The organism is Autumnicola musiva, from assembly GCF_031846585.1.
GTDB lineage: Bacteria > Bacteroidota > Bacteroidia > Flavobacteriales > Flavobacteriaceae > Autumnicola > Autumnicola musiva.
In genome coordinates this window covers 443,834-470,669 of the sequence record NZ_JAVRHK010000002.1, presented here as the reverse complement: position 1 = coordinate 470,669, position 26,836 = coordinate 443,834, and the positions used below count along the sequence as shown (strand labels likewise).

The window sequence follows — 26,836 nt, the reverse complement described above, 5'->3', positions numbered from 1 at the left end:
GGCTATGGAGGAAGAAAATAAAAAGAAAGTCAGAAAAGAAGGTGCCATAGGTTACATGGCACGAAATTCTATTGCCGCAAACCTTTTGATGATCCTTCTTATAGCCGGCGGTATATGGACCATGTTCAAAATTCAAAAAGAAGTTTTTCCACAGTTTCAGCTGGATTTTGTGAATGTAAATGTGGTTTATCCCGGTGCGGCACCGGCCGAAGTAGAGCAGGGAATCTTACTCCCTGTGGAAGAAGCCGTACGTGGAATCCAGGGAATTAAGGAGATTGTTTCCACTGCCAACGAAGGTTCGGGAAACGTTTCTATAGAACTTGTAGCCGGTACCAACCGGATGAAGGCTTTTCAGGACATAGATCAGGCCGTTAACAGGATAAGAACTTTTCCCGACGATATTGAACAGCCCGAAGTGAATCTGCAATCCAGGCAGCAGGATGTTATGGAAATTGGTATCTATGGAGATGTGGATATCTGGACGCTTCGGCAATTAGCTGAGCGGCTAAGGAACAGGTTTTTAAGCAATCCCAATATCACTCAGGTTGAAATAGGCAATGTCCCGGAATATGTCACTCATGTGGAAATCCCGCGGAATAATTTGAGAAAATATAATCTTACCCTGGGGCAGATAGCTGATATTATTGCCCAATCCAGCGAAGATGTACCCGCCGGGGCGGTGGAAACCCAGGCCGGAGAAATCCTGCTGAGAATGCAGGAAAGAAAACAATGGGCTGAAGAATTTGGAAATATTACTATTATATCTTCTACTTCAGGCGCAAAAGTAAATCTTGCCGATATTGCTGAAATTACAGATGGCTTTGAAGAAACAGGATTTCACGGGCAATTCAACCAGACTCCTTCCGTAGACATGGAAATTTTCAGAATTGGCGACCAGTCTCCACTTGAAATTGAAGAGACTGTTAAAACCATTCTGGAAGAATTTCAATTACCACCGGGCGTAAATTTTAGAATTGACAGCAACAGAGCTGAAGATTATCGAGAACGGCTCTCACTGCTTACCGAAAATGGTATCATGGCAATCGTAATTGTGCTGGTTATTCTTACACTTTTCCTGGAATACCGCCTGGCTTTCTGGGTAATGATGGGAATGGCTATATCATTTATAGGCGGAATAATTTTTTTACCACTTTTCGGTCTAAGCATCAATATGATCTCCATGTTTGGCTTTTTGGTTGTACTGGGAATTGTAGTAGATGATGCCATTGTAGTGGGAGAAAATGTGCACGAATATCAGCAGCAGGGAATGGGCTTTATAGAAGCAGCAATTAAAGGAACCAGGGATGTTTCCAGGCCTGTAGCCTTTAGTGTAATAACCACTATTATCGCCTTTGTGCCGTTATTGTTTATGCCTGGGGAAACAGGAAAATTCTGGTGGCCTTTACCTGCAGTAGTGATTATTATACTGGCAGTTTCCCTGTTGGAAGCACTTTTTATCCTGCCTTCACACCTTGGCCATCTTTCCCCTAAAAAACAAAGAGGTTGGGTGGTACGTCTGGAAAAATGGCAACAATCTTTCGCCAAAGGCTTCGACAGGATTATTGAAAAATATTACAAACCATTACTGGACTTATGCCTAAAATACCGCTATATCACCCTTAGTGCAGCAGTGACACTGCTCCTTATAGTTGGTGGCTATGGCTACAGCGACCATATGGGAATGATTATGATGCCTGAGGTGGCCGCAGATGAGATTGAGGCGGGAGTACGCCTGCCGGTGGGAACCACTCCTCACCAGGCAGCAAAAGTAGCTGAAGATATTACCCGTTCCACTCAAAAAATGTTTGAAGAACATAATCTTTATGAAGTAGCCGAAGGTATAAAAACAAACGTGAGAGGGCAGAATTTTATTGATGTGGAAATAGTTATGCTACCGCCAGACCAAAGGGATATGACTGCACGGGAGCTAATTGCCATCTGGCGTGAGAATATTGGCGATATTGAAGGAGTAGACCAGATAACCTTCGAGGCTGAACGGGGTCCCGGCGGTGCCCGGCAGGATATAAGTGTAGATTTAAGCCATTCCAACATAGATGTACTCGAACAAGCAAGTACAGCTTTTATTGAGCGGATGGATGCTTTTGATAATACCAGGGACATAAGTGATAATTATAATAAAGGAAAGCTACAATACGATTTTAAGCTTTTGCCCCAGGGCCGGAACCTGGGCCTCACCTCCAACGAAATTGGCCGACAGGTGAGAAATGCCTTTTTCGGAGCATTGGCTATGCGTCAATTACGGGGCACCAACGAAATTGAAGTCCGGGTGAAATTACCTCTGGAAGAACGCCAGGATATTCAGAATCTTGAAGATTTTGTGGTTAGAACCCCTGAAGGCGTGGAAGTTCCCTTGCTGGATGTGGTACGGGTGGAACAAAGGGAAGCCTTTACCACCATTAACAGGCGGGACGGCCGCAGAGTAGTAAATGTGGGGATGGATGTAGAACCTGCCAATGCGGTAAGTAGGGTACTTGCCTCCACACAACAAGAAGTGTTGCCGCAACTTCGTGCAGATTTCCCGGGACTGACCTGGAGTTTTGAAGGCAGCCAGGCAGATATGCGTGAATCTACAGACACCCTCTGGAGCGGTTTTTCCATGGCTATGTTACTTATTTACGCCCTGCTTGCAATTGCTTTTGGCAGTTATACACAACCTATTATTGTAATGACGGCTATTCCTTTTGGAGTTGTTGGTGCCGTGATAGGACATATTATCCTGGGATATGACCTTTCTCTTGTAAGCCTTATGGGAGTAATCGCTTTATCTGGAGTGGTAGTAAATGATTCCCTTATTATGATAGATTATGCCAACAGGCAAAGGGAAAAAATGAGTATTTATGAAGCTATTCATGAAGCAGGTCTCCGGCGTTTCCGGCCAATAATGCTTACCACCCTCACCACATTTGGAGGGTTAACACCTATTATTCTGGAAACTTCAAGCCAGGCATTTTATTTAATTCCCATGGCAATTTCCCTTGGTTTCGGAATTATTTTCGCAACCTCTATAATTCTGGTAATTGTACCCTGCCTGTACCTTATATTAGAAGATATTAGTCTCATGATTAAAAAAGGTAAAACTGTGGAACGAAATCCACGGCCGGCAGAAGGATAATGATTATATTATAAAAATGTCCACCGGCTTCAGTAAAAACAGCAAAAGTAATGGAGAAAGTACTGGATTTCTTTAAGGACTTTATCTATTTCGAAATTTTAGATAAATGGGGAGGCCCGGTTTTAGCAGCTTCCTTTTTGCTGCTTTTTTTAGCGGAAACTTACCGCCGCCTTAGAAAACTGAAGGCTGAAAGATGGAAACGTATTAAAAGAAATATTGGAATAGCTTTTACGGCAGTTATGGCTTTACGGCTTGCGCTTATTCCTGCGCTGATCTATCTGTCCGTTTTGGCTGAAAATAGCAACTTTGGTTTACTTAACTGGCTTTCCCTACCGGTATGGCTTGAATTTTTGTGTGGTTTTCTGTTGCTGGATTATGGCAATTATCTCTGGCATTTACTTAACCATCAGGTCAATTTTTTATGGAGGTTTCACAATATTCACCACATAGACCTCGATCTTGATGTAACTACCGCTGTGAGATTTCATTTTGGTGAAATTTTTCTTTCGGTATTCTTTCGCGGCTTTATAATCCTGCTCATTGGCCCGGCTTACTGGCTGATACTTATTTATGAAGTAGTATTTGAGACAGCCACACTTTTTCACCATTCCAACTGGAGGATTCCGTTTAAATTTGAAAAAGTGATCAGCAACATCATTGTAACTCCGCGAATGCACGGCGTACATCATTCCATTGTGCACCGTGAAACCAACAGTAACTATTCTATTATTTTTAATATCTGGGACCGGCTGCACCATAGTTTACGGCTCAACATTCATCAGGATGAAATAAACATTGGAGTACCCTCGTACCGGGAACCGGAGGAACAGAATATCAAAAATCTTTTATTAATGCCATTTAACAAGCCCAGGCCCTGGATATTGCCCAATGGGAGTGTTCCGGAGCGGGAAGAGAAAGGAAATAAAGATGTGCTAATGCCGTAATAAGGCTCCTCCCGCTTCTAACCTTTCCCCTATTTATTAACTTTACAGGAAATAAACTTTATGAAATTGCCGGTTTACCAGATAGATGCTTTTACAGAAAATATTTTCTGCGGAAATCCTGCCTGCGTAGTACCCCTTCAGGAATGGCTGCCAGACAATTTGCTTCTTAAAATTGCAAAAGAAAACGCTGTTGCCGAAACTGCTTTTTTTATTATTACTCCTGAAGGAATAGAGCTTAGATGGTTTACTCCGGAATATGAAATTGACCTCTGCGGACATGCCACTTTGGCTACCGCTCATGTCTTGAAGGAAATCCTGAAATATCCTGAAGAGGAAATTATTTTCCAAACACAAAGCGGAAAATTGAGGGTACAGGCAGGAAATTCAGGATATACACTAAATTTTCCCTCGCGCAATCCCTCCTTAACAGAAATGCCGGAGTTACTAATAAAATCCCTTAACCTTCAGCCGATGGAAGTTTTAAAAGCGCGGGATTTTGTACTCGTTTATCCTTCCGAAGAAGACATTAAAAACATTCAAATTAACAGGTTGTATTTTGATCAGCTTGAATTAGGTACCGGCGGTGTTATTTTCACTTCCACAGGCCACGATTGTGATTTTGTTTCGAGATTCTTCACTCCAAAAGCTTCGGTGTTTGAAGATCCTGTTACAGGTTCTGCACATTGTTCTCTTATTCCCTACTGGAGTCAAAAACTTGGAAAAAATGAAATGTTTGCAAAGCAAATTTCAGATCGTGGCGGTGAACTTTATTGTTCCCTAAAAGATGATCGTGTTCTAATTTCCGGTAAGGCGCAGATTTTCTCAAGTGGAAGCCTTTTCATAAATTAACTCCGCTAAAATGGTACTCTTTCCGGATGCTTTATAGCAGATTCTTCTCTTAAATTTATTTCACTTTTCCCGTTCTTCCATTTAGCCAGGAATTCCACTTAATTTATTCTGCAACACCAAAACTTCCTTATCTTGGGCTAAAGATTTTTTTAAAATGTCTGTAGCACAAATCATAGCCATAATAGGTTCTATTCCTTTATTTTCCCTAAGAACTTTTCTTCCGGCCTTTCTTACCGCATTTTTTCTCTCTTATCCTGAATACTTCCCCGGAATGGGTGAAGTCTCTCCATTGCCGGAAGATGCGTTTATTTCACAGGACTGGGTACTTTTTCTGCTAGGGGGATTAAGTTTACTGGAGATTATAGGAGATAAAAGTACCGAAGTACGGAACCTTATAAAAGAAGCAGAGACTTATATGAAGCCTTTGTCCTTTTTGCTTATTAACCTGAGTTTTATAGATGAAGCTTCTGCCAATATTCTGGAAAAAGTACAATGGGCCGCTTTTAATCCGCTCTGGATCCTTCTTACCGTTGGTACCCTGGCCGTTTACTGGCTGGCCGGGCTAAGAAGGGATTTTATCAGCTTTCTCGAAGATATAGATGAAGATGATAATCTATTTATAGGCAAAATCACCAGCTGGCTGGAAGACAGTTTGGTAGTATTTGGATTTTTTCTGCTTATCTGGACAGGAATTTTAATGGTTATAATTTATGCTGCCGTCATAGCCTTTCTGGTTTTTCTTGGGAAGAGATATGATAAAAAGCTTGAAAAGCAAAAAGTGGAATGTCCGCAATGCAGGCAAAGCAATTTGCCTTTTGCAGTAAAATGTGTGAACTGCAAACACGAAATGACTCATGTACATAAAATTGGTATACTGGGGCAACGAAAAAAAGCGCTGGTTCAGCATGTTAAAAAGCACCGGTTAAACCTGCTTTCCCACAGGAGGTGCCCTACTTGCGGCAACAAACTCCAAAGCAGTAAACCGCACCAACAATGTAAAGAATGTGGAACTGCAATTTTTGATTCTCCTCCTTTAAAAGACTTTATCAAAAGCCAAAACCGGAAATTCTATAAAATCACCATTTTTTCTTTTTTCCTGGGATTTGTACCTGTGCTGGGATTTGTTGTGAGTGCCGTGATAGCAAATATCCACCTGTTTTCTCCCTACCGGAAATACATTCCGCGGGGTAGTTCTTTTTTCACCAAACTCTTTATCAAATTTCTCACATTCCTATTCTTCTTACTGGGTATAGCACTCGGGTTCCTGGCAGCACCAGCATACATTGCATTAAGGTATTATCTCTGGAAAAGAAAGTTTATTGCCCAAACCACATCTGTAATTACTTCTTAACCGCACGTTTATATGGAGCTTCAGCATTGGGATCTTTCTGAACATAATCCATAATTTCTGAATTAAGCTCTGCTCCCAGCAGCACAATATAATTGGTGATAAACAACCATAGTAAAAGAATTACCACAGCCGAGACCGAGCCATAAACTTCACCGTAACTGCCGTAATTGCGCACATAAAATGAAAATCCCCAGGAGGCAAGCAGCCACAATACAGTTGCAAGTACGGCACCTATTACCACCCATTTCATTTTTGGGCGTTTTCTAGCCGGTGCAAACTGGTAAATAAGACAAAGGAAAAAAGCAACAATTATGGCCAAAACAGGCCATCGGAGCCAGCTTATAAGCTGCTCTACACTTTCAGGCAAGCCTATGTTTTGAATATAAGCAGGAAAACCTATAATCAGGGTCATGCATAAGATAATCAAAATGGTTCCTCCTATAGTAAATACAGTTGCCAGCAATAACTGCATAAAAAAACCATGATCATTAATTGTATCGTAGGCAATGTCTATGCCTTTAAACAGGGATTTTGTTCCTTTGTTAGCACTCCAGATACTAAACCCAATTCCTATAGCTGTACCCCAGCCCAGGGTTTTATTAGATTTAGCGATAAAATTTTCAATGCGCTTTTCCAACAGGTGGAACGCTTCCTGTGGCATCATTGCTGAAATTTGTGATAATTGTTCCTGGATTTGATGTGGATCTGTGGTAAGGCCATATATAGAAATAAGGGCCATAATAGCAGGAAAAATTGCTAAAAAAGCATAAAAGGTGATTCCGGCTGAAACAATATCCACACTGTCGGCGCTAATTTCATCTTTAACATGTAAAACAATTTTCTTCCAACCTGAAAACGGGATATTTAAAGGATTATGGATTCTTTTCGCCATCTTGTTCATTTATAATTATGACTTGTTCTTCTGAAAAAGAATTCTACCCGGCTTAAAATAGAAAAAAGCTGCAGGAGCACCTGCTAAATACTTGTTAATATACCGCATAAATAAAACCCCGAATCAGCAATTTATTTTTGCAGGGAATTGATGTGCCTTCTTCTAATAGTTCTCACTTTCCAGTAACCCATTTTAAAATAAATAAAAGCAACAGCGGCAGCCATTAAATTGGAAACTGGAAATGACCACCAGATTCCTTTGAAATCAAGTTCAGTATTGTTGGAAAGTACATAAGCAAAAGGAAACCTGATAATCCATAAATTAAAAACCGAAATAAGCAGGGAAGCCTTTGTAAAACCTGCACCATTAAAAACACCGTTTAAAACCTGCTGCACCCCTAAAAGTCCAAAACTTGGAGCCATAATTTTTATGAACAATGCTCCGTCACGAATTACCCTTTCATCCCCCGGCACAAAGAAAGCCGTGAGCTGTTCAGCAAAAACAAACATTAACAGTCCAATTCCTGTAAGCCCGAAAAAGGCAATTTTGTTACTAAGGTTTCCTATTTTCTCTGCTCTTTTTATTTTGGAAGCCCCAACATTTTGCCCTACGAGGGTAGTGGTAGCCATGGCAAAACCCAATGCTGGTACAATTACAAGGCTAAGGATTCTGGAACCAATTCCATAGGCCGCTACCACATCACTTCCAAAACTGGTTACAAGCATTACCATAATGGTCATTCCTGCAGCACGGGTAGATTGATCTAAACTGGCCGGAATTCCCAGCCTGAACATTCTTTTAGTCCACGAGGAATCCGGCTTCATATCTGCCCGGTTAATTTTTATTCCTTTTTTTCCGCGGAAAAGTATAAAAAGTCCGGCAGCCGCAGAAAGTCCTTGTGTAATAACACTGGCAACTGCCGCCCCTGCCACTCCAAACCCGGGTACAGGACCATATCCAAAAATAAAAAGAGGATCCAGAACCAGATTCAGGAAAACGGTAGCTAATACAATGTACATTGGAAGCAGGACGTTACCAATTCCCCTCATGAGCGACTGGAAAACGAAAAACATGAACAGGAATATAAACCCCCAGGAAGTTACCTGAAAATAATTGATAGATTCCGTGAGTATTTCGGGGCCGGCACCTACCAAACGCATTAATGGTGGAGCGGCAAAATATCCCAAAGCGGCAAGAAATACCGAAATAAAGAAAATAACGAAAACGGTTTGGGAAGAGCTGTAGTCTACCTGCCGCTGGTTACCCGCGCCCTTATATTGAGAAACAATAACGGTACCAGCCAGGGTCAAACCTCCTCCCAAAGATAATACCAGAAAAAGTATCGGAAAACTAAGGCTAACCGCAGCCACGGCATTAGCCCCAAGCCTTCCCAACCAAAAAGTATCTATCAGCTGATAAGCGGTCTGAAGAATATTTGCAAAAATAATGGGAAGAGCCAGCCTAAGCAATGACTGAAATATTTTCCCTTCCGTAAATCTGCTTTTCCCGCCTTTTTCATTCATACCAGCTACTTTAACGCTTTAATTCCTTCATGATTTCAGAAAATATCTGGTATGATTTTACCCTATCCTGATGATCATAAATGTGCGAAGCCACCATAAGTTCATTAACGCCTGTTTTTTTTAAAAATTCCGCTGTTTTATGGCTTACGCTCTCTTTACTTCCTACAAAAGCATATTTAAGCATTCGCTGAAAAGCAGGATTAGCGGCAAGTTCCCGCAACTCCTGCGTCATTGGTGTAGGCTTTTGTAAATAGTCTATATTACCCGTCATTACCCCAAAGAACATTCGGATGAGAGAGGTAGATAAGTTCTCGGCATGCTCATCGGAATCGGCAGCAATAACATTAATACAGGCAATCGTATAAGGTTTTTCCAGGTATTCTGAAGGCTGGAAATTATTATAATATATATCAAGTGCCTCAAAAAGCTGAGCAGGTGCAAAATGACTGGCAAAGGCATAAGGCAAACCTTTTTTAGCGGCAAGATGGGCACTGTCTGTACTCGAGCCCAGGATATATACAGGCATTTCAACCCCTTCGGCAACAGTGGCCCTAACTTTAGCGTTTGCATTTTCTTTGGAAAAAAATTGCTGAATTTTGCTTACTTCCTCCGGAAACTGGTGCACCGCCTGCATTCTGTCTGACCTGATAGCATGTGCCGTAACCTGATCTGTTCCCGGTGCCCTTCCCAGCCCCAGATCAATGCGGCCGGGATATAGAGATCCCAATGTACCAAACTGCTCGGCCACAATAAGCGGAGAATGATTTGGCAGCATGATACCACCTGAACCAACCCTGATTTTTTTGGTACCTCCTGCTATATGGCCTATAAGTACAGAAGTAGCTGAACTGGCTATGCTTTTCATATTATGATGTTCAGCTAACCAAAGACGGTTGTAACCAAAACCTTCAGCTTTCCGGGCAAGATCAAGGGAATCTTTAAAAGTTTCGGCCGGAGTTGTACCACTTGCAACACTGGCAAGCTCTAATATTGAATATGGAATTGTATTATCGGAATTCATGCTCTTTATTTTAAAAATTCAGAATCTATTCTGTCGGATACAGATTGAAAAAATTTCAATACTTGTCCGCTTTACAAAATAAACCAATTCATTTACTATAACCTCAACATACAGGTGTAGATAATTTCTTCCTCTAAGAACCAGAAGCTACCAATAAAACAAGCTTAAACTTTCATAATTAAAACAGCAGTAATTGTCTGACCCCACATTCTAAAGTGACGATTTTTCATGTTTTTCAGCTACTATATGTGCATTATGTCGATAATTTCTTACATTTGATTTATTAAATCATCCTTAATGGAAAACATCCCCAACAATTTTAATTATCACCATCAGGATTTATTTGTGGTGCATTCACAAAAAAAATCTTATAGCGATGGATATTCTGCTACTTTGGAAGATACTGACACCCCTTCCGGAAAACAGAAGGTATTTTCATTACGAAACACCAGCTATAGTAAAATTAGTAACTTATTCAAAAAATGGAAAAAGCTTATTGCCTGTCCTGAAAATGACCCCCATGATGGGGAAAGTACAATTTATGATATTGTACAACAGGAAGGAAATATCTCTTTATATCAGCTGATAAATAATGTACTGGCAGAAAAGCTTAATATTGCCCATGATTCACCGGAGCTTGAAGCCGCTATACATGATTCAAACAAAATTTTTCATGAAGATTTTCCGGGTGATTTTATATTGGAATACGAAGATGATCGATTAGGAATGTTCCTGCTTGAAAGCCAGAAAAAATTGGATCAGGTTGAAAGTGATGAAGAAGTAACTTATACTTTCCGGCCGGATTACAAGAGCTTTAAGTGGAGGTAAATCCCCTTTCTAAATAAAATATAAAAACCCTGCAGTTATGAAAAATGCAGGGTTTTCTTTTTTATATCATCAAAACACCGGGCATACCTTGGAATTATTGCTTCAATGAATTAAAGCTACGAACATTACGATGGGCTCATATTATTTATTCATGCTCCTAACTCCAATATCTTAATTTATTTAATATGAATTTTCTTACATTATAAATTTTATAAAAAATCTATCTTATTTAAAATTTCTACTACAGATAATAGTTATTTAACCTGATGAACACTATATATTTCACTTTTTAATACTCCTCATATAATATCCTAAAACATAATTACTAAGTATTTTAGCGATGATTTATTTGTTTTGTCGATTGGTAATATAGAAGTTTGGCGTTTCGTTAACAAAATTTAAGAAACATAAATAAGTAGTCCCCCGTACTTATGAAATATTCCCCCCTACTCTTGCTATTCCTATTTTGCATTGAGATGAACTGCCAGGCGGACTTATCATCTGCAAATTACAGTGCAAACAAAAATTTTATTCATGCCTTTACTGCCTCCGGAGGTGACGGAAACGAAGAAAATGGCTCTATTGCGTTTAGCCTCGGACAGCCTTTTTACACCGCCAGTCAGAGTCATTCTATTCACATACAGGAAGGTGTACAACAGTTTTTTTCAGAAGAAACCGGAGAGTCACCGGATGTAATCCAGGAAAAACCCGCAAAAGATTCCCGGCAGGCAGAGCCGGAGATAACTGTTTATCCTAACCCATTTACAGAATATTTTTTTGTTAAAACCTTCAATAAGAACAGGGAATACTCATTTGAGTTATTCGATATGCAGGGGAAAATTCTTATGCACGGATCTTTAGAAGGTAGTACAGCCAAAATTTATCCAGGCCATCTACAACCTGCTCTTTACATCCTTAAAATTTCAAATAAAAGTTCACTTATTAGATCTTTTACAATCATTAAAAAATAAATGCGATGAAAAAGATGATTCTCCTTACGCTTATCATCCTCACCGGAATTAATGTTGTTGCACAAACTCCTGAAAAAATTAGCTATCAGGCGGTGATTAGGGATAACTCCAATAAACTGATAACCGGGAGCGAAATCAGCTTAAAGATAATTTTGAGGCGAAAATCTCCCACAGGTGCTATTGTTTATGAAGAAACACATTATAAATCAACTAATGCTAATGGATTAGTATCTCTTCAAATAGGCTCGGGAAATATTAATACCGGAAATTTTAGCTCCATAAACTGGGTGCAGGGACCATATTTTGTGGAAACACAAGTAGATGCGCAAGGCGGCAACGATTATTCGATTATTGGCGTAAGTGAGATGATGAGTGTTCCTTATGCACTACATGCAAAATCGGCCGATCAAATTGCAGGCGCCATTACAGAGTCTCAAATTTCTGATCTGTTTCATTATTCCGACGAAGATATTAACGGGCAGGAAAAAGCTTTTGAAGGTTGGGATAAAAACTCTTCTGATGATTTCGACGGAAATTTCTACAGCCTGAAAGATATGCCCATAATTTATACCGCAGATCAAATAGATAGCCTGGTGCTAAAAATGGAAACGGCAGAAGGAGTTATGCAATCTTTGAGTCTAAATAATAATAAGCTTTCCATTTCAGGAGGAAACAGTATTGCTTTTAACAACTGGGATATGGATGCTACTGATGATTTTTCGGGAGAATTTAGCGACCTGAAAAATATCCCTAATATCTATACTTCTGCGGAAGTCGATAGCCTTATGGTAAATACAGGAGGAGACGGTACTGTTCAATCCCTAAATCTCGAAGGAGAGCAACTTTCCATTTCAGGAGGAAACAGTATTACCTTTAACAACTGGGATATGGATGCTACTGATGATTTTTCGGGAAATTACCCGGATTTGCAAAACAAACCCGAACTTTTCAGCGGAAATTATCAGGACCTCCTAAATACTCCGAATATCTATACGTCCGCGGAAGTCGACAGCATTATGGTAAATTCAGGAGGAGACGGTACTGTTCAATCCCTAAATCTTGAAGGAGAGCAACTTTCCATTTCAGGAGGAAACAGTATTGCTTTTAACAACTGGGATATGGATGCTACTGATGATTTTTCAGGAGAGTATCAGGATTTGCAAAATAAACCGGAACTTTTCAGCGGAAATTATCAGGACCTTTTCAATATTCCAAATATCTATACCTCAGCCGAAGTCGACAGTCTTATAGTAAATGCAGGAGGAAGTGGTACCGTACAATCCTTAAAACTCGATGGAGAGCAACTTTCCATTTCAGGAGGAAACAGTATTACTTTTAACAACTGGGATATGGATGCTACTGATGATTTTTCAGGAGAGTATCAGGACCTTCTTAATATCCCTAATATTTATACTTCTGCGGAAGTCGATAGCCTTATGGTAAATGCAGGAGGAGACGGTACTGTTCAATCCCTGAATCTCGATGGAGAACAACTTTCCATTTCAGGAGGAAACAGCATTACCTTTGACAACTGGGATATGGATGCTACTGATGATTTTTCGGGAAATTACCAGGATTTGCAAAATAAACCCGAACTTTTCAGCGGAAATTACCAGGACCTTCTTAATATCCCCAATATTTATACTTCTGCGGAAGTCGACAGTATTATGGTAAATGCAGGAGGAGACGGTACTGTTCAATCCCTAAATCTCGATGGAGAACAACTTTCCATTTCAGGAGGAAACAGTATTACTTTTAACAACTGGGATATGGATGCTACTGATGATTTTTCAGGAGAATTTAGCGACCTGAAAAATATCCCTAATATCTATACTTCTGCGGAAGTCGATAGCCTTATGGTAAATGCAGGAGGAGACGGTACTGTTCAATCCCTGAATCTCGATGGAGAACAACTTTCCATTTCAGGAGGAAACAGCATTAACTTTGACAACTGGGATATGGATGCTACTGATGATTTTTCAGGAGAGTATCAGGATTTGCAAAATAAACCCGAGCTTTTCAGCGGAAATTATCAGGACCTTCTCAATATTCCCAATATTTATACTTCTGCGGAAGTCGATAGCCTAATGGTCAACGCAGGAGGAAGTGGCACCGTACAATCCTTAAAACTCGATGGAGAACAACTTTCCATTTCAGGAGGAAACAGCATTACTTTTAACAACTGGGATATGGATGCTACCGATGATTTTGATGGAAATTATTCAAGTCTTAAGAATATTCCTGAAGTTTACACCAGAAGTGAAGTAGACGAATTACTTTCTAAAGACGATTCGGGCCAGGAGAGCCAATTTCTTACACTAAATGAAGATAAGCTAAGCATTTCAAACGGCAATACTATTGCCTTTACAAATTGGGACAGAGACAGTTCAGATGATTTTGATGGAAAATATTCAAGCCTCACCAATATCCCAAAACTTTATACCCAGAACCAGGTAGACAGTGTTACTGCGGCTTTAAGAAAAAAAATTGAAAAAGATTACATAAAAAAGCCGACTATTCTAATTTTTTCTTCCTCGAGAAATATTACTTTTACTGACATTAACAATACCATTGCCTGCACCAACTCTGCTACCTTATCTATTACTTCCGATTTTAAAGAAATGAAGGCAGGAGAAACCATAAACCTTGAAGTTCATGGCACTGTTCTAAGCATTAAAGGTGATTCCGGAGTTACCTTAAATGGAGTTTCGGCCGGAAATGCAAGTATTGGTAATGATGAAGTCTATACTGGTGGAATTCTTAGGAAAACAGGCACAAATACTTATATTGTAATGTAATGAAAAAATTGATTTACATCTTTCTCTTTTTATGTAATACTCTGTTTGCGCAAAATTATCACTACGCCTTAAATCCTCCTACAAATGTTAATAATTGCAAGGCGAACCTGCGGAGTTTTCAATTTGATGGTGTGGATGACTGGATAGATATTCCGGATATTGATCTTACCGGAGATTTTACCATTGAATTCTGGGCTAAACTTGAAGGAGAAATCACGCACCACGATGCTGTCCTGGGACAGATTACTAAAGGCCCCGATATTAATTTTGATTGGAAGAAGGTAAGAATTTATGTACCAGATGAGGGGTCTGCAGGGCGGGTTATTTATGCCAATCAAACCATTGAAGCTGGGGAATGGAAGCATTTTGCTTTTGTAAGAAAGGGCACTTCAATGAGTTTATTTATAAACGGAGTCAAAGATATAACCACTAACTCCTACTGGTCCGGAAACTTTCCCATTCAGGCTATTGGCCGTGGCAATGCCGGTTTCTTTGGAGGGTGCCTGGATGAAATAAGGATCTGGAACAAAGCGCGCTCTTATGAAGAGATAGCTAATAATTTTAGACAGACAATCAACCCCGGTGGTACAGGACTTATTGCCTATTATGACTTTAACACCACAGGCAGGGAAATTGTGGATTTATCTGGCAAGACAGGAAAAGGAATTTTAGGCAACTCCTCTTCTACAGAAAATGACGGCCCTGCTCGCAACAGTGATGTACCGGAATTGTGTAATTATTTGCCTCAGGCCCTTAGTTCATTTTCCGGGAGTTCCTATACTCTAAAAAAATCAACCACAACCTCTGCCGGAGTTTATGCCGAAGATGGCACTCTTGTGAGAACTCTGTGGAACAATAAACAACAGGCCGCCGGCACGTACCCGGTGGACTGGGATAAAAAAGATGATGCAGGAAAGAAAGTAGCGGCTGGTAATTATAATATTAAGTTGCTCACCAATAATCTAATCGCAGAATGGGAAGGCCCCATCGGCAATAATTCACCTGATCTTACAGGTGAACGGGTACAAACTTCTTACGAGCAGATACGTACAATGTCTGTAGTAGATAATGAAGCATATCTGGCCGCTGGTTTTAATGAAGGAAAAGCAGCTCAATGGAAAATTGACCTGAATGAACCTAATGTAAGAATTCCCATAAAAGTTCTTAAGGCAGGAGTATTTGGCAATGGCCAGGAGACAGAATATTCTACTACTGATGGTAAAACGGTATATTATGGAGGCTATGATGACTGGGGCAAAGCCAAGGTAAGTTTCATTTTTGGTATTAATCCTTCAGATGATTCTTTTAAAAGGTTCAGTAAAGGGGAATCGTATACCACAGCGGCAGGAGGAGACACCTACAGTTCAGCAATTGGTGTAATGACTGATAATGTTGAATATGATAAATTCATTTCGGGAATGGCAGTGCAGCGAAACGGAAATTATTTGTTTGTCTCTTACCTAAACCTTAATCAGATAAAAGTCTACCACAAAACAACCGGCGAATTGTTGCGTAATATTTCAATAGACAAACCACGTCTACTTGTAATTGATTCCCGAGGTACAGGAGATCTGTGGATTCAATCTAAGGATAATGTAGTAGAAAAACATACGATAAATTCAGACGGCACTATAAATTCTACCGGAATCCAACTGGCAGGAAAAAATAAAGTGCATGCTTTGGGCGCAGATTCTTCAGGAGAAATTATAGCCATTGCAGATGGAGTGACACAAACTATAAAACGGTTTTCAACTGCTGACGGTTCCCTGGTAGATTCGTTTGGTCAAAAAGGAGGTTATGCTTCCAATCCTACTGTTAAGGATAATAAGTTCTATTTTTCTGACCATCGGGATGATGGTAAACTACTGAGAGGTGCAAAAACTTTTATCACCTACGAAGAAGATGGCAGCTACTGGATTGGCGACACCTATAACCGCAGGGTGCTTCATTTTAGTACCGAAGACCGCCTTCTGGACAAAATTGAATACCAGGGGGAAGTGCGATCGGCTACTGTTGACCCCAATGATCCTACCAGGGTTTTTGCTGATTATATGGAATTTAAAGTAGACTACAGCAAGAAAATTGGTGGAAATAATGGTTCATGGAAAACGGTAAGAAACTGGAGGTACCATACAAACGGATTTGATAACTGGTATTACAAACTAAGATTTGTATATACTCTTTCCAATGGTCGAACCTATGCTCAAATTAATCCATCCAAGAGTGATGACCCCTTTTACATTTTTGAACTTGATCCTGACTATGGTTTGAGAAATACCGGAATCAGGTTTCCAAAAGGAGGAGCTCCATGGGTACTGGACTGGTTCCTAAAACCAGATGGATCCCTTAGAAAATACACTCTCTCCGGAAGCGAAAATTCCCGTACCGTCACCTGGGAAGAAGCTCCTCTAACAGGTTTTGACGAGAAAAACAATCCACAATGGGGAAGTTTAAAACAGCTCGCCCAACTAAAAAATCAGGATAAACTTCAACCATATCACCGCTATGGAATTTTTCAAAACACACCCCCTGTTCCTGATGTTTCTGAAAATAATATAATTGTTTCTTATGAAAATCATCACCCGGAACTTGGAACTACTGGTTATCATTTAGGAGGGCTCAGGCCAGGAAGCGATAAATGGCTATGGCGAGCTATGCCAAGCACGTCGGAAAATTATACCGGCCCTTTCCCCACTGATGGAAGGTATGACATCGGCAATGGAGTACATTACCCCGGTGGTCCGGCTATAGTAATAGACGATCTTATATTTGCAGGATATCACGGGGAATTATGGAAAAATTCAACGGCAAATATGTGGTATATCTATAGGGATGATGGCTTAATGCTAAAATTATTTGGCGTTTTAGGACCTGATGTTGCTAATGAAAGCACTCCCTATGGCTCTGCCGGAAATGCCCTTTCTGCAAATGTCGTTAAAATTGGAGATGATTATTACCTGTACCATGCTGATGAAAATGCACATGGCGGCGTAAACCGCTGGCGCATTTCTAATACTGAAAGCATTCAGGAGCAGCTAATATGTGTGGAAGTAAAATAGGAATTTTAATTATCCTGCCTTCAAAGTAAGTTAAGTGCAGGGTTGGTGATTTTCTAATTGTAGAATGGATGCTGAAACAGGTCTGCCATGCCGGCAAATTGGATTTAGCCTGGCAGAATTTACTTTTTACAAAAATTGCGTATTCTCAATATGACCTCAACAAATTTTCTTTTTAGGCATCATAGGCGTTATGAAGGACTTTTTTATCCTCCTGAAGCAAAACATGATTTTCAAAAGAAGTCATCACATTATCTATAGCAAGATATTCTTGTGCATAAGCACGGGCATTCTTCCGAATTGATGCATGCTTTGAAGAATCCAGAGCATTTATTACACCTTCTTTTAAAGCAGTCAGATCTTCAGCTTTTATCAGCAATCCCATATCATGTTGTTTAACTACATCATAAAGGCCAGAACCTTTATTTACTGTTATAAGAGCTAAACCTCCCACGGATAAAATAGTGGTTAATTTTGAAGGCATAACTAGGTCACTGGCAGTTGCTTTTTGAATTACAAGATGCACATCAGCCATGTTTAGGAACAGATTAAATTTTTCCATAGGCTGCAATGGAAAGAATATAACGTTTATAAGGTTTAGTTCTTCCGTAAGGTTTTGAAGTTTTCTTTTATATGGTCCCGAGCCACATATTACAAATTTCACATTCCTATCCTGCCTGAAATATTCTGCCACATGAATTATAGCTTCTAAACCTTGCTTTTCTCCTATTCCACCTGAATACAGAATAATTTTATCATTACCTCCAAAACCAAACTGCTGCTTCAGGCCTTCTTTATCAGGTACAGGATGAAAAAAATCGGTATCGGCCCAGTTAGGAAGCATAAAAACTTCCTTTCCTGCTTTTTGTTTAATTTTTGTAACCATTCCTTCTGAAATACTACTAACCACATCTGCTCCGTCTAGAAAATATTTCTCTACTTTCAATAAGAAATTGATAAGCCGGTTGGATTTAATCATTTGAAGATCTCTCGCCGCTTCTATTTGCAGGTCCTGAACATGATAAACAAAAGTAGCATTACGTAATTTTTTATAAAGCCTGCCCAGAAAACCTAGGTGAAAAGAAGGCACCACTGTTATAACCACATCATATTTCTTATTAAATGTGATTTTTAGTAGTTGCAGGAGAGCTGAGCTAAAAAAAGTACCTTCGGATAGCATTCTCTTTCCACCTGTGGGATCTGCAGGAACATACATGGGGCATCGGTAAATTTTTATTTCCTCACCGGATTCTGACTTTTGAATTTCTTTTTTAAACCAGAACCGGTGTTTCCTGTAAGGTTCCTGTATAGCCCAAAATGGGTAATAGGGGTATGTGGTAATCACAGAGCATTCATAGCCCCTGTTAGCCAGCCAATTCACCATTTCCCCACTATATTTCCCTATACCTGTAGGTTCGGGTGAAAAATTATATCCTATTAATAAAATTCGTTTGTTCATACTAATTTTGAATTTGCAAACCTGTATATGTAAATGTTCAAAGCTTTTAAGTACTTAATAATTAGATTTCGAGCCAAACATTGGAGAATTACCTTCTATAAGGGAATAAAAATTTCCTTTGAAACCAACTATAAGATTAAAAGCTTGTCAGGATTTTTTTAAATCGGCAAGAGCAACTCTGCTAACTACCTTCCTTAAAAGTGAAAGGATAATCATACTTATATGAACACCAACATATATGGTAAAGACCAGACTAAAATCCCTGAGCGGAATATGATCTACAATTATGTATGGAGCAAGAAATACAAAAATAATAAGATATCTTACCCATACGTATTTCATCATCTGTACATTTATATAGGGAAGTTCCAGTTTTCTACTTCCGTATTCTATCGTAAAAAAGAGTGCTGTAGCCAATAACAGCAAGGTGATCAACATTACCGGAACACTTTCCAGGCTCAATAGCAGGAAAGCGGAGGGAACAAATCCTTTCAGAAAACGAAGGATTAAAAAAAGAGGAACCCTGTATTTTTCCTCTAAATTTCCATAAATATAATAAATGACAAAAACAGAAAAATACATGCCGGTAATTTCCGGACTTAACCATGGCTGCATAAATATAAGCATGGAACTCAACACCAAAATCCTTATTAGAATGGCTATATAAGTATGAGTATCGGGTACAGCATGCTTGTAAATAATCTTTCTGATTTCCGGGCTTTCTTTCTTAACAGAAATATTATCTGTATATATATAGCCTGCTTCATACGCTACAGAGAACGCCAGCAGATGCAGCAAAAATCCTAAAACCTGAAACAAATAAGGACCATCAGTAACCAGAAGAATATAAATTGGTATCCAGATATAATCCCTAAGCATTGAAGAAAAGTAGGCGACTATACTAGTGCCCCAGTTACTTTCATGCCTTTTTTTGTAGCGCTTAATTGTATATAAAAGTGGAATTCCAAATTCTGTTCGCATAGCTTTCATCATTAAAAGGCTTTTCATTTAAGACAAGCCATTTTAACTGCAGAGGTTGTTAAGGGTATTAGGTAATTTTAGGTGTGAAGTGTCAAATTTTATTTACTTCCAGTATTTCATCCATAATGGAGATGAGGCTTTTTTCTGAGCGAAGATCATCGGTGTAGTATATCATCCTCTCACTTTCTTTGGAAATATACTTTATCTTTAAATTCCCATAAGTATCCTGTTTAATACTTTCAATTTTTCCGTTTTTATAAAAAAATTCTGTAGAAATCAATTTTTTAAATCCAAAAAGTGCCGCTATTTTTTTTGCAGGTATTTCTGTACATCCTGTTAACATCACATCTGCCCTGGCTGGATCCTTCATTAATAAATGGCCTAAAGAGGTTAAAGAGTTAAAGAAGATCGGTCTGTAAATTTCTTCAAAATATTCTTCAAGAGCTTCTTTTTTCAGATAGCGAAAAAATATCATTATAAGAAGTCTTCTTGATTTGATGGGGTGATACGTCCTTGTATAAATGAGAACAAGCATTATTAATTTCCCCAAATATAATCTCGTGTACTTCTTGCTATACTTTAAATAACCATAAATAAAGTCAAAAGTACTGTTCAATGAAGAAAGGGTGCCATCAAGATCGTAATAATGCAGCTCTTTATTATCTGCATTAACAGGTTGCCCGGTTCGATTTATTTTTTCTTTTGTTATCACAGCAGAAGTATAATAGTTTTATGTAAAAAAAGATATCAGCTTTTTTCCAATTTTATGCCTGAAGACAGCGATTTGTATGTTTCAGGTTTCTTCAGTTCATCTCTTTGTTCTTTCATCTTAATTTGAATAAGGAATTCATAATATGCCATATTAACGCAATAAATGAAACCCGGCACCCCTTCTGTAAAACCCAGGTTTAGAAAATATGCCTGGAAAAACCTCAAAAATGGCCAGCCGGGCAGCCTGCTTAACCATAGTTTTAATGCGGGATTTCTAGTGCTGCTATCCCGCGCAAATATTTGTTTAAACGGTAATTTTTTTTGAGCACGCGCAAGGGCTTCCTGGGAAGAATATTTATTGTGCCTTTCTATCCAGTGAAACCATCCTTTGGAAAATCCGTAATGCAGATAGGGCTCCTTTAAATATTTAATTTTACCCTTTACCTGGTCTTCTTTCTGCCCATGACCAAAATCTGTAAACCTGGCTCTTCCTTTTCTCATCAACCTAAACTGCCACTTTGGAAAATTATCACAGTATTTCAGCCATTTTCCGTAGAGCATCATTTTCCAGCAACAATAAAAACCCGCTACTTCATTCCCGGAATTTTCAATTTCCTTTATCATTTCCGCTCTAAATTCAGAAGTAACTACTTCATCTGCATCAAGAAATAATATCCATTCATTTCTTATTTCCAGCTCATCAAGTGCAAAATTTCTTTGCTGCCCAAAACTGCTGAAGGGGTTTGTGCTAATTTTTGCTCCGTGCAATAAAGCGATATTTACAGTTTCATCAGAACTACCTGAATCAAGTACATGGACATCATCACTCCAGCTAACTGAATCTAAACAGCGAGGCAGGTCTTTTTCTTCATTTTTTGTAAGAATTACGATTGAAATCATGATATTGATAATTAATTCTTTATCCCTTCCAGTTTTCTTTCTTTCAATGGTACACATGGATGGCCTGCACATACCATCCAGGAAGGCATATCTTTAGATACCACAGAACGCGCTCCAATTACACTGCCTTCCCCAATTCTAACTCCCGGATGAATAAAAGCTTCAGCTGCAATCCATACATGGTCCCCTATATTTATTGGAAAAGTAATTAATGGAAAACCAGGCTTTGTATAATCATGGGTACCTGCTACTAAATGAGCTCCCTGCGAGACCACCACCCGTTTTCCAATATTTATCCGCCCCTGCGAATACAGGTTTACACCATTTGCTATCCCGCACTCATTCCCTAAGCTGAGATTCCAGGGGGCCCATATTTTTACTTTAGGATAAACATGAACCTTTTTCCCTACTTCTGCACCAAATAAGCGCAAAAGAAAAGCTCTCCAGCCATGCAGCGGATTAGGAGTAAACCTGAATAAAAAAAATGACACGATATTCCAGATAAGCCTACTTATCCTGTTTTGCAAACTAAAAGAAGGCCCGGAAAAAGTGTCTTCATTATGTTTAGATGAAAATTGTAAAGTTTCAGACTTTATCATAACAGGAAAATTTAAAAATGTTCTTTAAGATAGAGTCTCATGGAAATAAAAAATTTGTCGGATAAACTTAAGGTATTTTCCGGTTCAGTTACGATCTGCACGGGATCAGGCTGTATAGAAGTTTTAAAATCTTTATAACTGGCTTTAAACATATATTTCCCCGGCCCGGCAAAGTGAAAGATGGATCCTCCGTCCAAAAGATTCCTGAACTCATCGTAGGATTCGATCATCCCTTTTTTCCCAAAATACTTGTACCCATTTTTTTGAATTTCAACAACTGTTCGTTTTCGCATCCCTGAAGTAACCTTTACCTGTTGCCCGCTATAGAGTGCTCTTTTCTTTGTTCTTCCGGCAAGACAGGCCCATGCCGACTGTTCCGACCACCAGTAATTTTTACAATTTTTTAAATATTTGGCAACAATTTTTTCCAGATAATCAAAGTCTATAATTGCAGGATCCACTGTTACCAGACCAGCATTTAGGGCAGGCACCATTTTCTCCCTCCATGCCATATTCCATTTCCCCCGGTAGGCCGGCACATCTTCCCGCATATATGCGATATCAAAACCTTCCATGGGTAAAAATACTTTGTCTTTTATAAAAACATCAGTATCTATAATGGTTATTTTCGGGACTTCCGCAAAAATTATGGCGGCATCAATAATTTTCCTCCATGTTCCATCTTTTACTCTTATTTCATCTAACGCCGGATAATTGGCAAGAAATTTTTCCACCCTTGAATTAGCATCCAGTACCTGAAAATCCATGGCAGAAAAAGTCTCTCTTTCTTTCCTGCTAAGAGGCTTATCCGGAAGCACGTAAAATTCCGAAGGAGAAATGTTTAAAATATTTCTCCAGCTTCTCATGCATGGCAGTGTCCAATCATTTTCTATATAATTAGAACCGTACAAGGTGATTAATGGATTTTTTGCTTCTGAAATCATAAAGTAAAAGTTGAGATATAGCGTCTAAGCTAATTAAAAAAGCCTCTAGTCTACCATAGAATGGACAGGGGAGATATTGGGCTTTAATAAATTTTCTTTCCAGCGCTGCACAAAAGATTCTACCGCATAGAATTTTTTATAACAGTTAACAGCATTTCTTTCCATCTCCTGCTTTTGATTACAGGACAAAGACATCCAGTTCTCTAATAATTCCTGAGTTCCCGAAATTGATGAAGGTGCAATAAGCCCCGCAGAAGCTTCATAAATTTCTCTCCAAATATTAATTTGATCTGAGATAAGTACCGCTTTTTTACAAGCAAGTGCTTCAACTATGGCAATTCCAAAGTTTTCCTGTTCACTGGGCAAAATAAATGCTTCACAACCGTAAAAAGCTCCCCATTTAGCCTTATCGACTAGCATCCCCGGAAAAAAAACGGAATCTTTTAAAATTCTGTTTTTCTCTACCTGTTCCTTCAGATGTTTGCCATAGGGAGTTTCTTTACCGGGCCCTGCTATTACCAATGCCGGTGTATCGGCTCCTGTTTTTTTCATCAAAATTTCATAGGCGTTCAAAAGTTTTTCCACTCCTTTCTTTTCATGAATCCTGCTAAGAAAAAGAAAATATGAACGTCCCTCCAGTTCTTCACATTTTTGAATAAAGGCCCTGGTCATTGCCAGCTCATACTCAGGAGGAGCTTCTGTACCTAAACCTAATATTATCTCCCTCCCCGGCCGGTAAGGATTAAAGGGTTCATGAGCCAACCGGCGTTCTTCTTCACAGGTGAAAATAAGGCCATCAGCTCCATTAATGACTTTTGATTCTATAAATTTCCAGTAGAATTTATTTCTGATTGCCTTTAATTTTCTACCTCCTGCTTTTTGAAAGTAAGGATCTAACATCCCATGAGGCATGATGTATAACTGTGGAAAATCTATTTCTGATCTTTTTTTTAATTCTCTCAGAACTTTATATGTCGCATAGGAATTATAAAGCCAAAGCCCATGAATAATAACGAAATTATATGCTCCCAGGTTTTTCTCCAGCCAGGGCGTAAAATTTTTGCTATAACTCCAGGCTGTCCGTGTTGGTCCAAGAGCATAAACCGGAAAAGAATCCATATCTAAAAAAGATGCTTCAGGAGAATCCAATGTAACTACTTCATTAATTATTCCCTCTTCAGAGAGTCCATTAACTATAGTGCGCACTGCTTTGCAAACCCCTCCCAATTCAGGATCCATACCGTCTATAACGTGAAGTATTTTCATGCGCTTTTACAATTTTTCAGGATATCGGCATAAATTCTTTCAATACGGTCCAGGGATTTTTTCTGATCAAATCTCTGGGCATTAATTATTCCCCTTTCTATCCAGAATTCCCGCTCTTTCTGTTCTAAATTTATCACTGTATTTAATACCTCAGCTGCTTCAGAGGCCCAGGCTTCAACCTCTGGTTCTGTACAAGGCTTCTTGTTGATGTAAAATGCCGCTTCTGCTCCAACTTCGGTCATAGGGGCTTCATTAGTGGTAATAACGGGGCAACCCGACGCCATTGCTTCTGCTATAGGCCAGCCAAAACCTTCTGCTAAGGATGGAAAAAGAAATACTTTTGCTCCTGCATAGGCATTTTTCACCACCTCGTCTGATGCATTCTCGATAAAATGTATATCCTTTCTGAAAGGAGAAGCTCCATAGATTTTTTTTAATTCTTCTGATGGGGATTGCCCAATTAGCAATAATGGTACTTCCTGCCCTTTTAATATACGCCAGGCATTATAAATTTGAATTATACCAATCCTGTTTTTGTACCATTGATTGCCCCCCACATGCAATATGTACCCATTTTCCAATGGAATTCCTGTTTTTTCTGAAACTATCCGTCCTGCCCGATTAGGCTCTTTTGGAGCAAAGGAACGGTTCAATCCATTATATACCACTTCAGAACGCACCGGTCTTTCTTTAAGAAAGCTGCCCAGATCTTTCCGGGTTTTTTCTGAAACAGAAATGAAATTTTTCCCTTTGGAATATCCATTTCTGATAAGAGCCTGATATTGCTTACCCGTCCAGCTGGTTTTATGTTCAGCAATTTCATTTTTTGCAGAACGCTGAGCCAGAAAATCATGGCAATGTACCACATGAGGATTGTCTTCAACAAGCTTTACCCACGGGCCCAGGGCATGATCTGTAAAAACAAATAAAACTTTCTCCCCAAGCCTTCTTTTTTTTCTTCGTACTTCCAGAGGGAAAAGTAAATACTGATCGATATAGCCCATCCATTTTTTCAGGTTTTCCTTTGATGGATATTTATGAAAATATTCATTGGGAGACCAAATTTCTACCTCGTGGTTTCTTGCCTTCATTCCTTCAGCCAGCATTCGGGCAAAGCGGGGCATACTTTGATGATTAATAAAAACCGGGTGTGCAAAAAAAATTATTTTCATTAATCTTTTATTCAAATCCTTCCGGAAACTTTAATATTTTCACCCTTAGATTTCTGTTCTTTTTCCGGCACTTTTAAAGCTCCCAAAACAAGCCCTCCTATTAAGGTACTAAAACCAAGTGCTGTTGGTTGCGCCCATTGCCCCTGCGGAATAGTGATAAGAGCAAAACTCAGCAAAATCCATGGCAGTAAATTTTCGTATTGCAGACTTTTGTAACTTTTTATACTAATATCAAGACAAAATACCAGCCTTAAAAGTATTACAAGCATCCCGATTACAAATCCCATTTCACCAATAAGCCTTGCCCATTCCCCTTCAGCTATTAAAAAGGAACGCTCACCGGTAAGCATAGCACTACCTGCGTTTGTACCTAGTCCCAGTCCATATCCAAAGAAAGGCAAACCATTATTTCCGGAGATTGCAGTTATCATACTTCCAAAATAGCGTTCAATTAATGAACTGGCCACCCCTCCCTCTATGCTACTGGCACTTTCAAACCGTGCTACAAAAGCTGCTGTAGCCGTTTGAAAAAAAGAAGTCTGACTTAAAACTGTAAGCAGCAACACCATACAGACTGCGGCCATAAGCATTCGCGATAAATACTGTGGGTTTCTTGAAATAGCCAATCCTGTGAAGATAATGGCAACTGCTATTGAGAAAAATAAACTTCGACTTATAGACAGCGGGATAGACGCTAAAACAGCCAGAGTTGCCGCTGCCAGCAGAATCCGGTTAATCCGGACTTTACTAACCCAGAAAAAGAGCACGAAACAGGCCACCAGGCTAAAAAACATAGAATTTCCCGTTGTAAATGAAAAAGTGCCTGAAGGCCGGAAAAATCCCATTGCACCACTAAATCCTGAACCTTCAGCATCTCCGCCAACGCCCATGTTAACAAAGGCGCTCTGCGGACTGTAAAATTGCATTGCGGTTAGTACTACCAGAGGTATAGAAAGCCCCAAAATGGCCTTTCCTAATTTAATAACATCTTCTCTGTTAAAAACATTTCCAATCACGAACATCAAAGGAAAATGCAGTAATAAGATCCTTGCTCCAAACAGCGCCACTGCCAGGTTACCGTGACCAACAACAAGGGTAGCGCACATACCAGTAATACCCAGGACAATCATGGCAGCGGGATAAAAAGTAAAGGGAAAAAGATCTTTCTTCCAGGCGCTATAAATAAGCCATATAGCAACTGGATCCCGTACTACCAAGAGGGGTGCTGATAAGGCAGGAATACCCCATTTTCTAAGTGCTCCTTCGAAAATGAGTAACAAAAAATAACACCAGATGCCAATTTTTAGATATTTATTGCTATTTACCTCTACTCTGGCCGGGGTGTGTCCATTTAGTATCTTAGTCTGCTTTTGCAGAGTCTTAGGTTCTGTTGTATAATTTTCAAATGGGTACGCCATTCTGCTTAGACTTATATAAG

20 protein-coding genes are annotated in these 26,836 nt (G+C 39.3%); 8 read left to right on the top strand and 12 right to left on the bottom strand.

Translation table 11 applies throughout. The annotated features are described in order from the left end of the window. Positions 1 to 4 precede the first annotated feature (4 nt). From RM539_RS04570 to RM539_RS04555, 4 genes are all read left to right on the top strand, one after another. Entirely contained in the window at positions 5 to 3,133 is a 3,129-nt protein-coding gene (locus tag RM539_RS04570) for an efflux RND transporter permease subunit (RefSeq protein ID WP_311502252.1), read from the top strand. A 50-nt stretch (positions 3,134 to 3,183) separates the two neighbouring features. Further along, positions 3,184 to 4,077 (top strand): sterol desaturase family protein, encoded by an 894-nt coding sequence (locus RM539_RS04565; RefSeq protein WP_311502251.1) that lies wholly within the window; start codon positions 3,184 to 3,186, stop codon positions 4,075 to 4,077. Between the two features lie 60 nt (positions 4,078 to 4,137). Then, positions 4,138 to 4,926, top strand: a complete 789-nt coding sequence (locus RM539_RS04560; protein WP_311502250.1) for a PhzF family phenazine biosynthesis protein — start codon at positions 4,138 to 4,140, stop codon at positions 4,924 to 4,926. A gap of 154 nt (positions 4,927 to 5,080) precedes the next feature. Next, positions 5,081 to 6,277 carry a hypothetical protein gene (locus RM539_RS04555; protein ID WP_311502249.1) on the top strand — a complete coding sequence of 399 codons (1,197 nt, stop codon included), beginning with the start codon at positions 5,081 to 5,083 and terminating at the stop codon, positions 6,275 to 6,277. Here RM539_RS04555 and RM539_RS04550 read toward each other — a convergent pair. The 3 genes from RM539_RS04550 to RM539_RS04540 form a co-directional block, all read right to left on the bottom strand. After that, positions 6,267 to 7,169, bottom strand: a complete 903-nt coding sequence (locus tag RM539_RS04550; protein ID WP_311502248.1) for a YihY/virulence factor BrkB family protein — start codon at positions 7,167 to 7,169, stop codon at positions 6,267 to 6,269. The two genes, RM539_RS04555 and RM539_RS04550, sit on opposite strands and share 11 nt — an antisense overlap. A 131-nt stretch (positions 7,170 to 7,300) precedes the next feature. Further along, a complete protein-coding gene (locus RM539_RS04545; RefSeq protein ID WP_311502247.1) occupies positions 7,301 to 8,692 on the bottom strand; it encodes an MATE family efflux transporter in 1,392 nt (463 codons plus the stop codon). 10 nt (positions 8,693 to 8,702) lie between these two features. Continuing rightward, positions 8,703 to 9,713, bottom strand: a complete 1,011-nt coding sequence (locus RM539_RS04540; RefSeq protein ID WP_311502246.1) for an LLM class flavin-dependent oxidoreductase — start codon at positions 9,711 to 9,713, stop codon at positions 8,703 to 8,705. 297 nt (positions 9,714 to 10,010) lie between these two features. Here RM539_RS04540 and RM539_RS04535 point away from each other — a divergent pair, with 297 nt between their 5' ends. From RM539_RS04535 to RM539_RS04520, 4 genes are all read left to right on the top strand, one after another. Next, complete coding sequence (locus RM539_RS04535) at positions 10,011 to 10,541, top strand: hypothetical protein (RefSeq protein WP_311502245.1); 531 nt, start codon at positions 10,011 to 10,013, stop codon at positions 10,539 to 10,541. A gap of 476 nt (positions 10,542 to 11,017) precedes the next feature. Further along, entirely contained in the window at positions 11,018 to 11,512 is a 495-nt protein-coding gene (locus RM539_RS04530) for a T9SS type A sorting domain-containing protein (RefSeq protein WP_311502244.1), read from the top strand. A gap of 5 nt (positions 11,513 to 11,517) precedes the next feature. Then, entirely contained in the window at positions 11,518 to 14,310 is a 2,793-nt protein-coding gene (locus RM539_RS04525) for a DUF8740 domain-containing protein (RefSeq protein WP_311502243.1), read from the top strand. Beyond that, a complete protein-coding gene (locus RM539_RS04520; RefSeq protein WP_311502242.1) occupies positions 14,310 to 17,369 on the top strand; it encodes a LamG-like jellyroll fold domain-containing protein in 3,060 nt (1,019 codons plus the stop codon). Before RM539_RS04525 ends, RM539_RS04520 begins: the two co-directional genes overlap by 1 nt. 172 nt (positions 17,370 to 17,541) lie before the next feature. Here RM539_RS04520 and RM539_RS04515 read toward each other — a convergent pair whose 3' ends face one another. The 9 genes from RM539_RS04515 to RM539_RS04475 all read right to left on the bottom strand — a co-directional run bounded on the left by RM539_RS04515 (position 17,542) and on the right by RM539_RS04475 (position 26,816). Next, positions 17,542 to 18,825 carry a WcaI family glycosyltransferase gene (locus RM539_RS04515; RefSeq protein ID WP_311502241.1) on the bottom strand — a complete coding sequence of 428 codons (1,284 nt, stop codon included), beginning with the start codon at positions 18,823 to 18,825 and terminating at the stop codon, positions 17,542 to 17,544. Between the two features lie 147 nt (positions 18,826 to 18,972). Next, a complete protein-coding gene (locus tag RM539_RS04510; RefSeq protein ID WP_311502240.1) occupies positions 18,973 to 19,833 on the bottom strand; it encodes a hypothetical protein in 861 nt (286 codons plus the stop codon). Positions 19,834 to 19,897: 64 nt separating this feature from the next. Beyond that, entirely contained in the window at positions 19,898 to 20,518 is a 621-nt protein-coding gene (locus RM539_RS04505) for an HAD family hydrolase (RefSeq protein ID WP_311502239.1), read from the bottom strand. A 35-nt stretch (positions 20,519 to 20,553) separates the two neighbouring features. Beyond that, the gene (locus RM539_RS04500) at positions 20,554 to 21,417 is read right to left on the bottom strand and encodes a glycosyltransferase family 2 protein (protein WP_311502238.1); all 864 of its coding nucleotides are present in this window, start codon (positions 21,415 to 21,417) and stop codon (positions 20,554 to 20,556) included. Positions 21,418 to 21,428: 11 nt separating this feature from the next. Beyond that, entirely contained in the window at positions 21,429 to 22,016 is a 588-nt protein-coding gene (locus tag RM539_RS04495) for a WcaF family extracellular polysaccharide biosynthesis acetyltransferase (protein WP_311502237.1), read from the bottom strand. An 11-nt stretch (positions 22,017 to 22,027) separates the two neighbouring features. Beyond that, positions 22,028 to 22,960, bottom strand: coding sequence for a hypothetical protein (locus RM539_RS04490; RefSeq protein WP_311502236.1), 933 nt, complete (start codon positions 22,958 to 22,960; stop codon positions 22,028 to 22,030). A gap of 45 nt (positions 22,961 to 23,005) precedes the next feature. Then, entirely contained in the window at positions 23,006 to 24,226 is a 1,221-nt protein-coding gene (locus RM539_RS04485; protein WP_311502235.1) for a glycosyltransferase, read from the bottom strand. Continuing rightward, on the bottom strand, positions 24,223 to 25,398 hold the full coding sequence (locus tag RM539_RS04480) for a glycosyltransferase family 4 protein (RefSeq protein WP_311502234.1): 1,176 nt from the start codon (positions 25,396 to 25,398) through the stop codon (positions 24,223 to 24,225). The genes RM539_RS04485 and RM539_RS04480 overlap by 4 nt, the downstream gene beginning before the upstream one ends. 11 nt (positions 25,399 to 25,409) lie before the next feature. After that, the gene (locus RM539_RS04475; protein WP_311502233.1) at positions 25,410 to 26,816 is read right to left on the bottom strand and encodes a hypothetical protein; all 1,407 of its coding nucleotides are present in this window, start codon (positions 26,814 to 26,816) and stop codon (positions 25,410 to 25,412) included. Between the last annotated feature and the right edge of the window lie 20 nt (positions 26,817 to 26,836).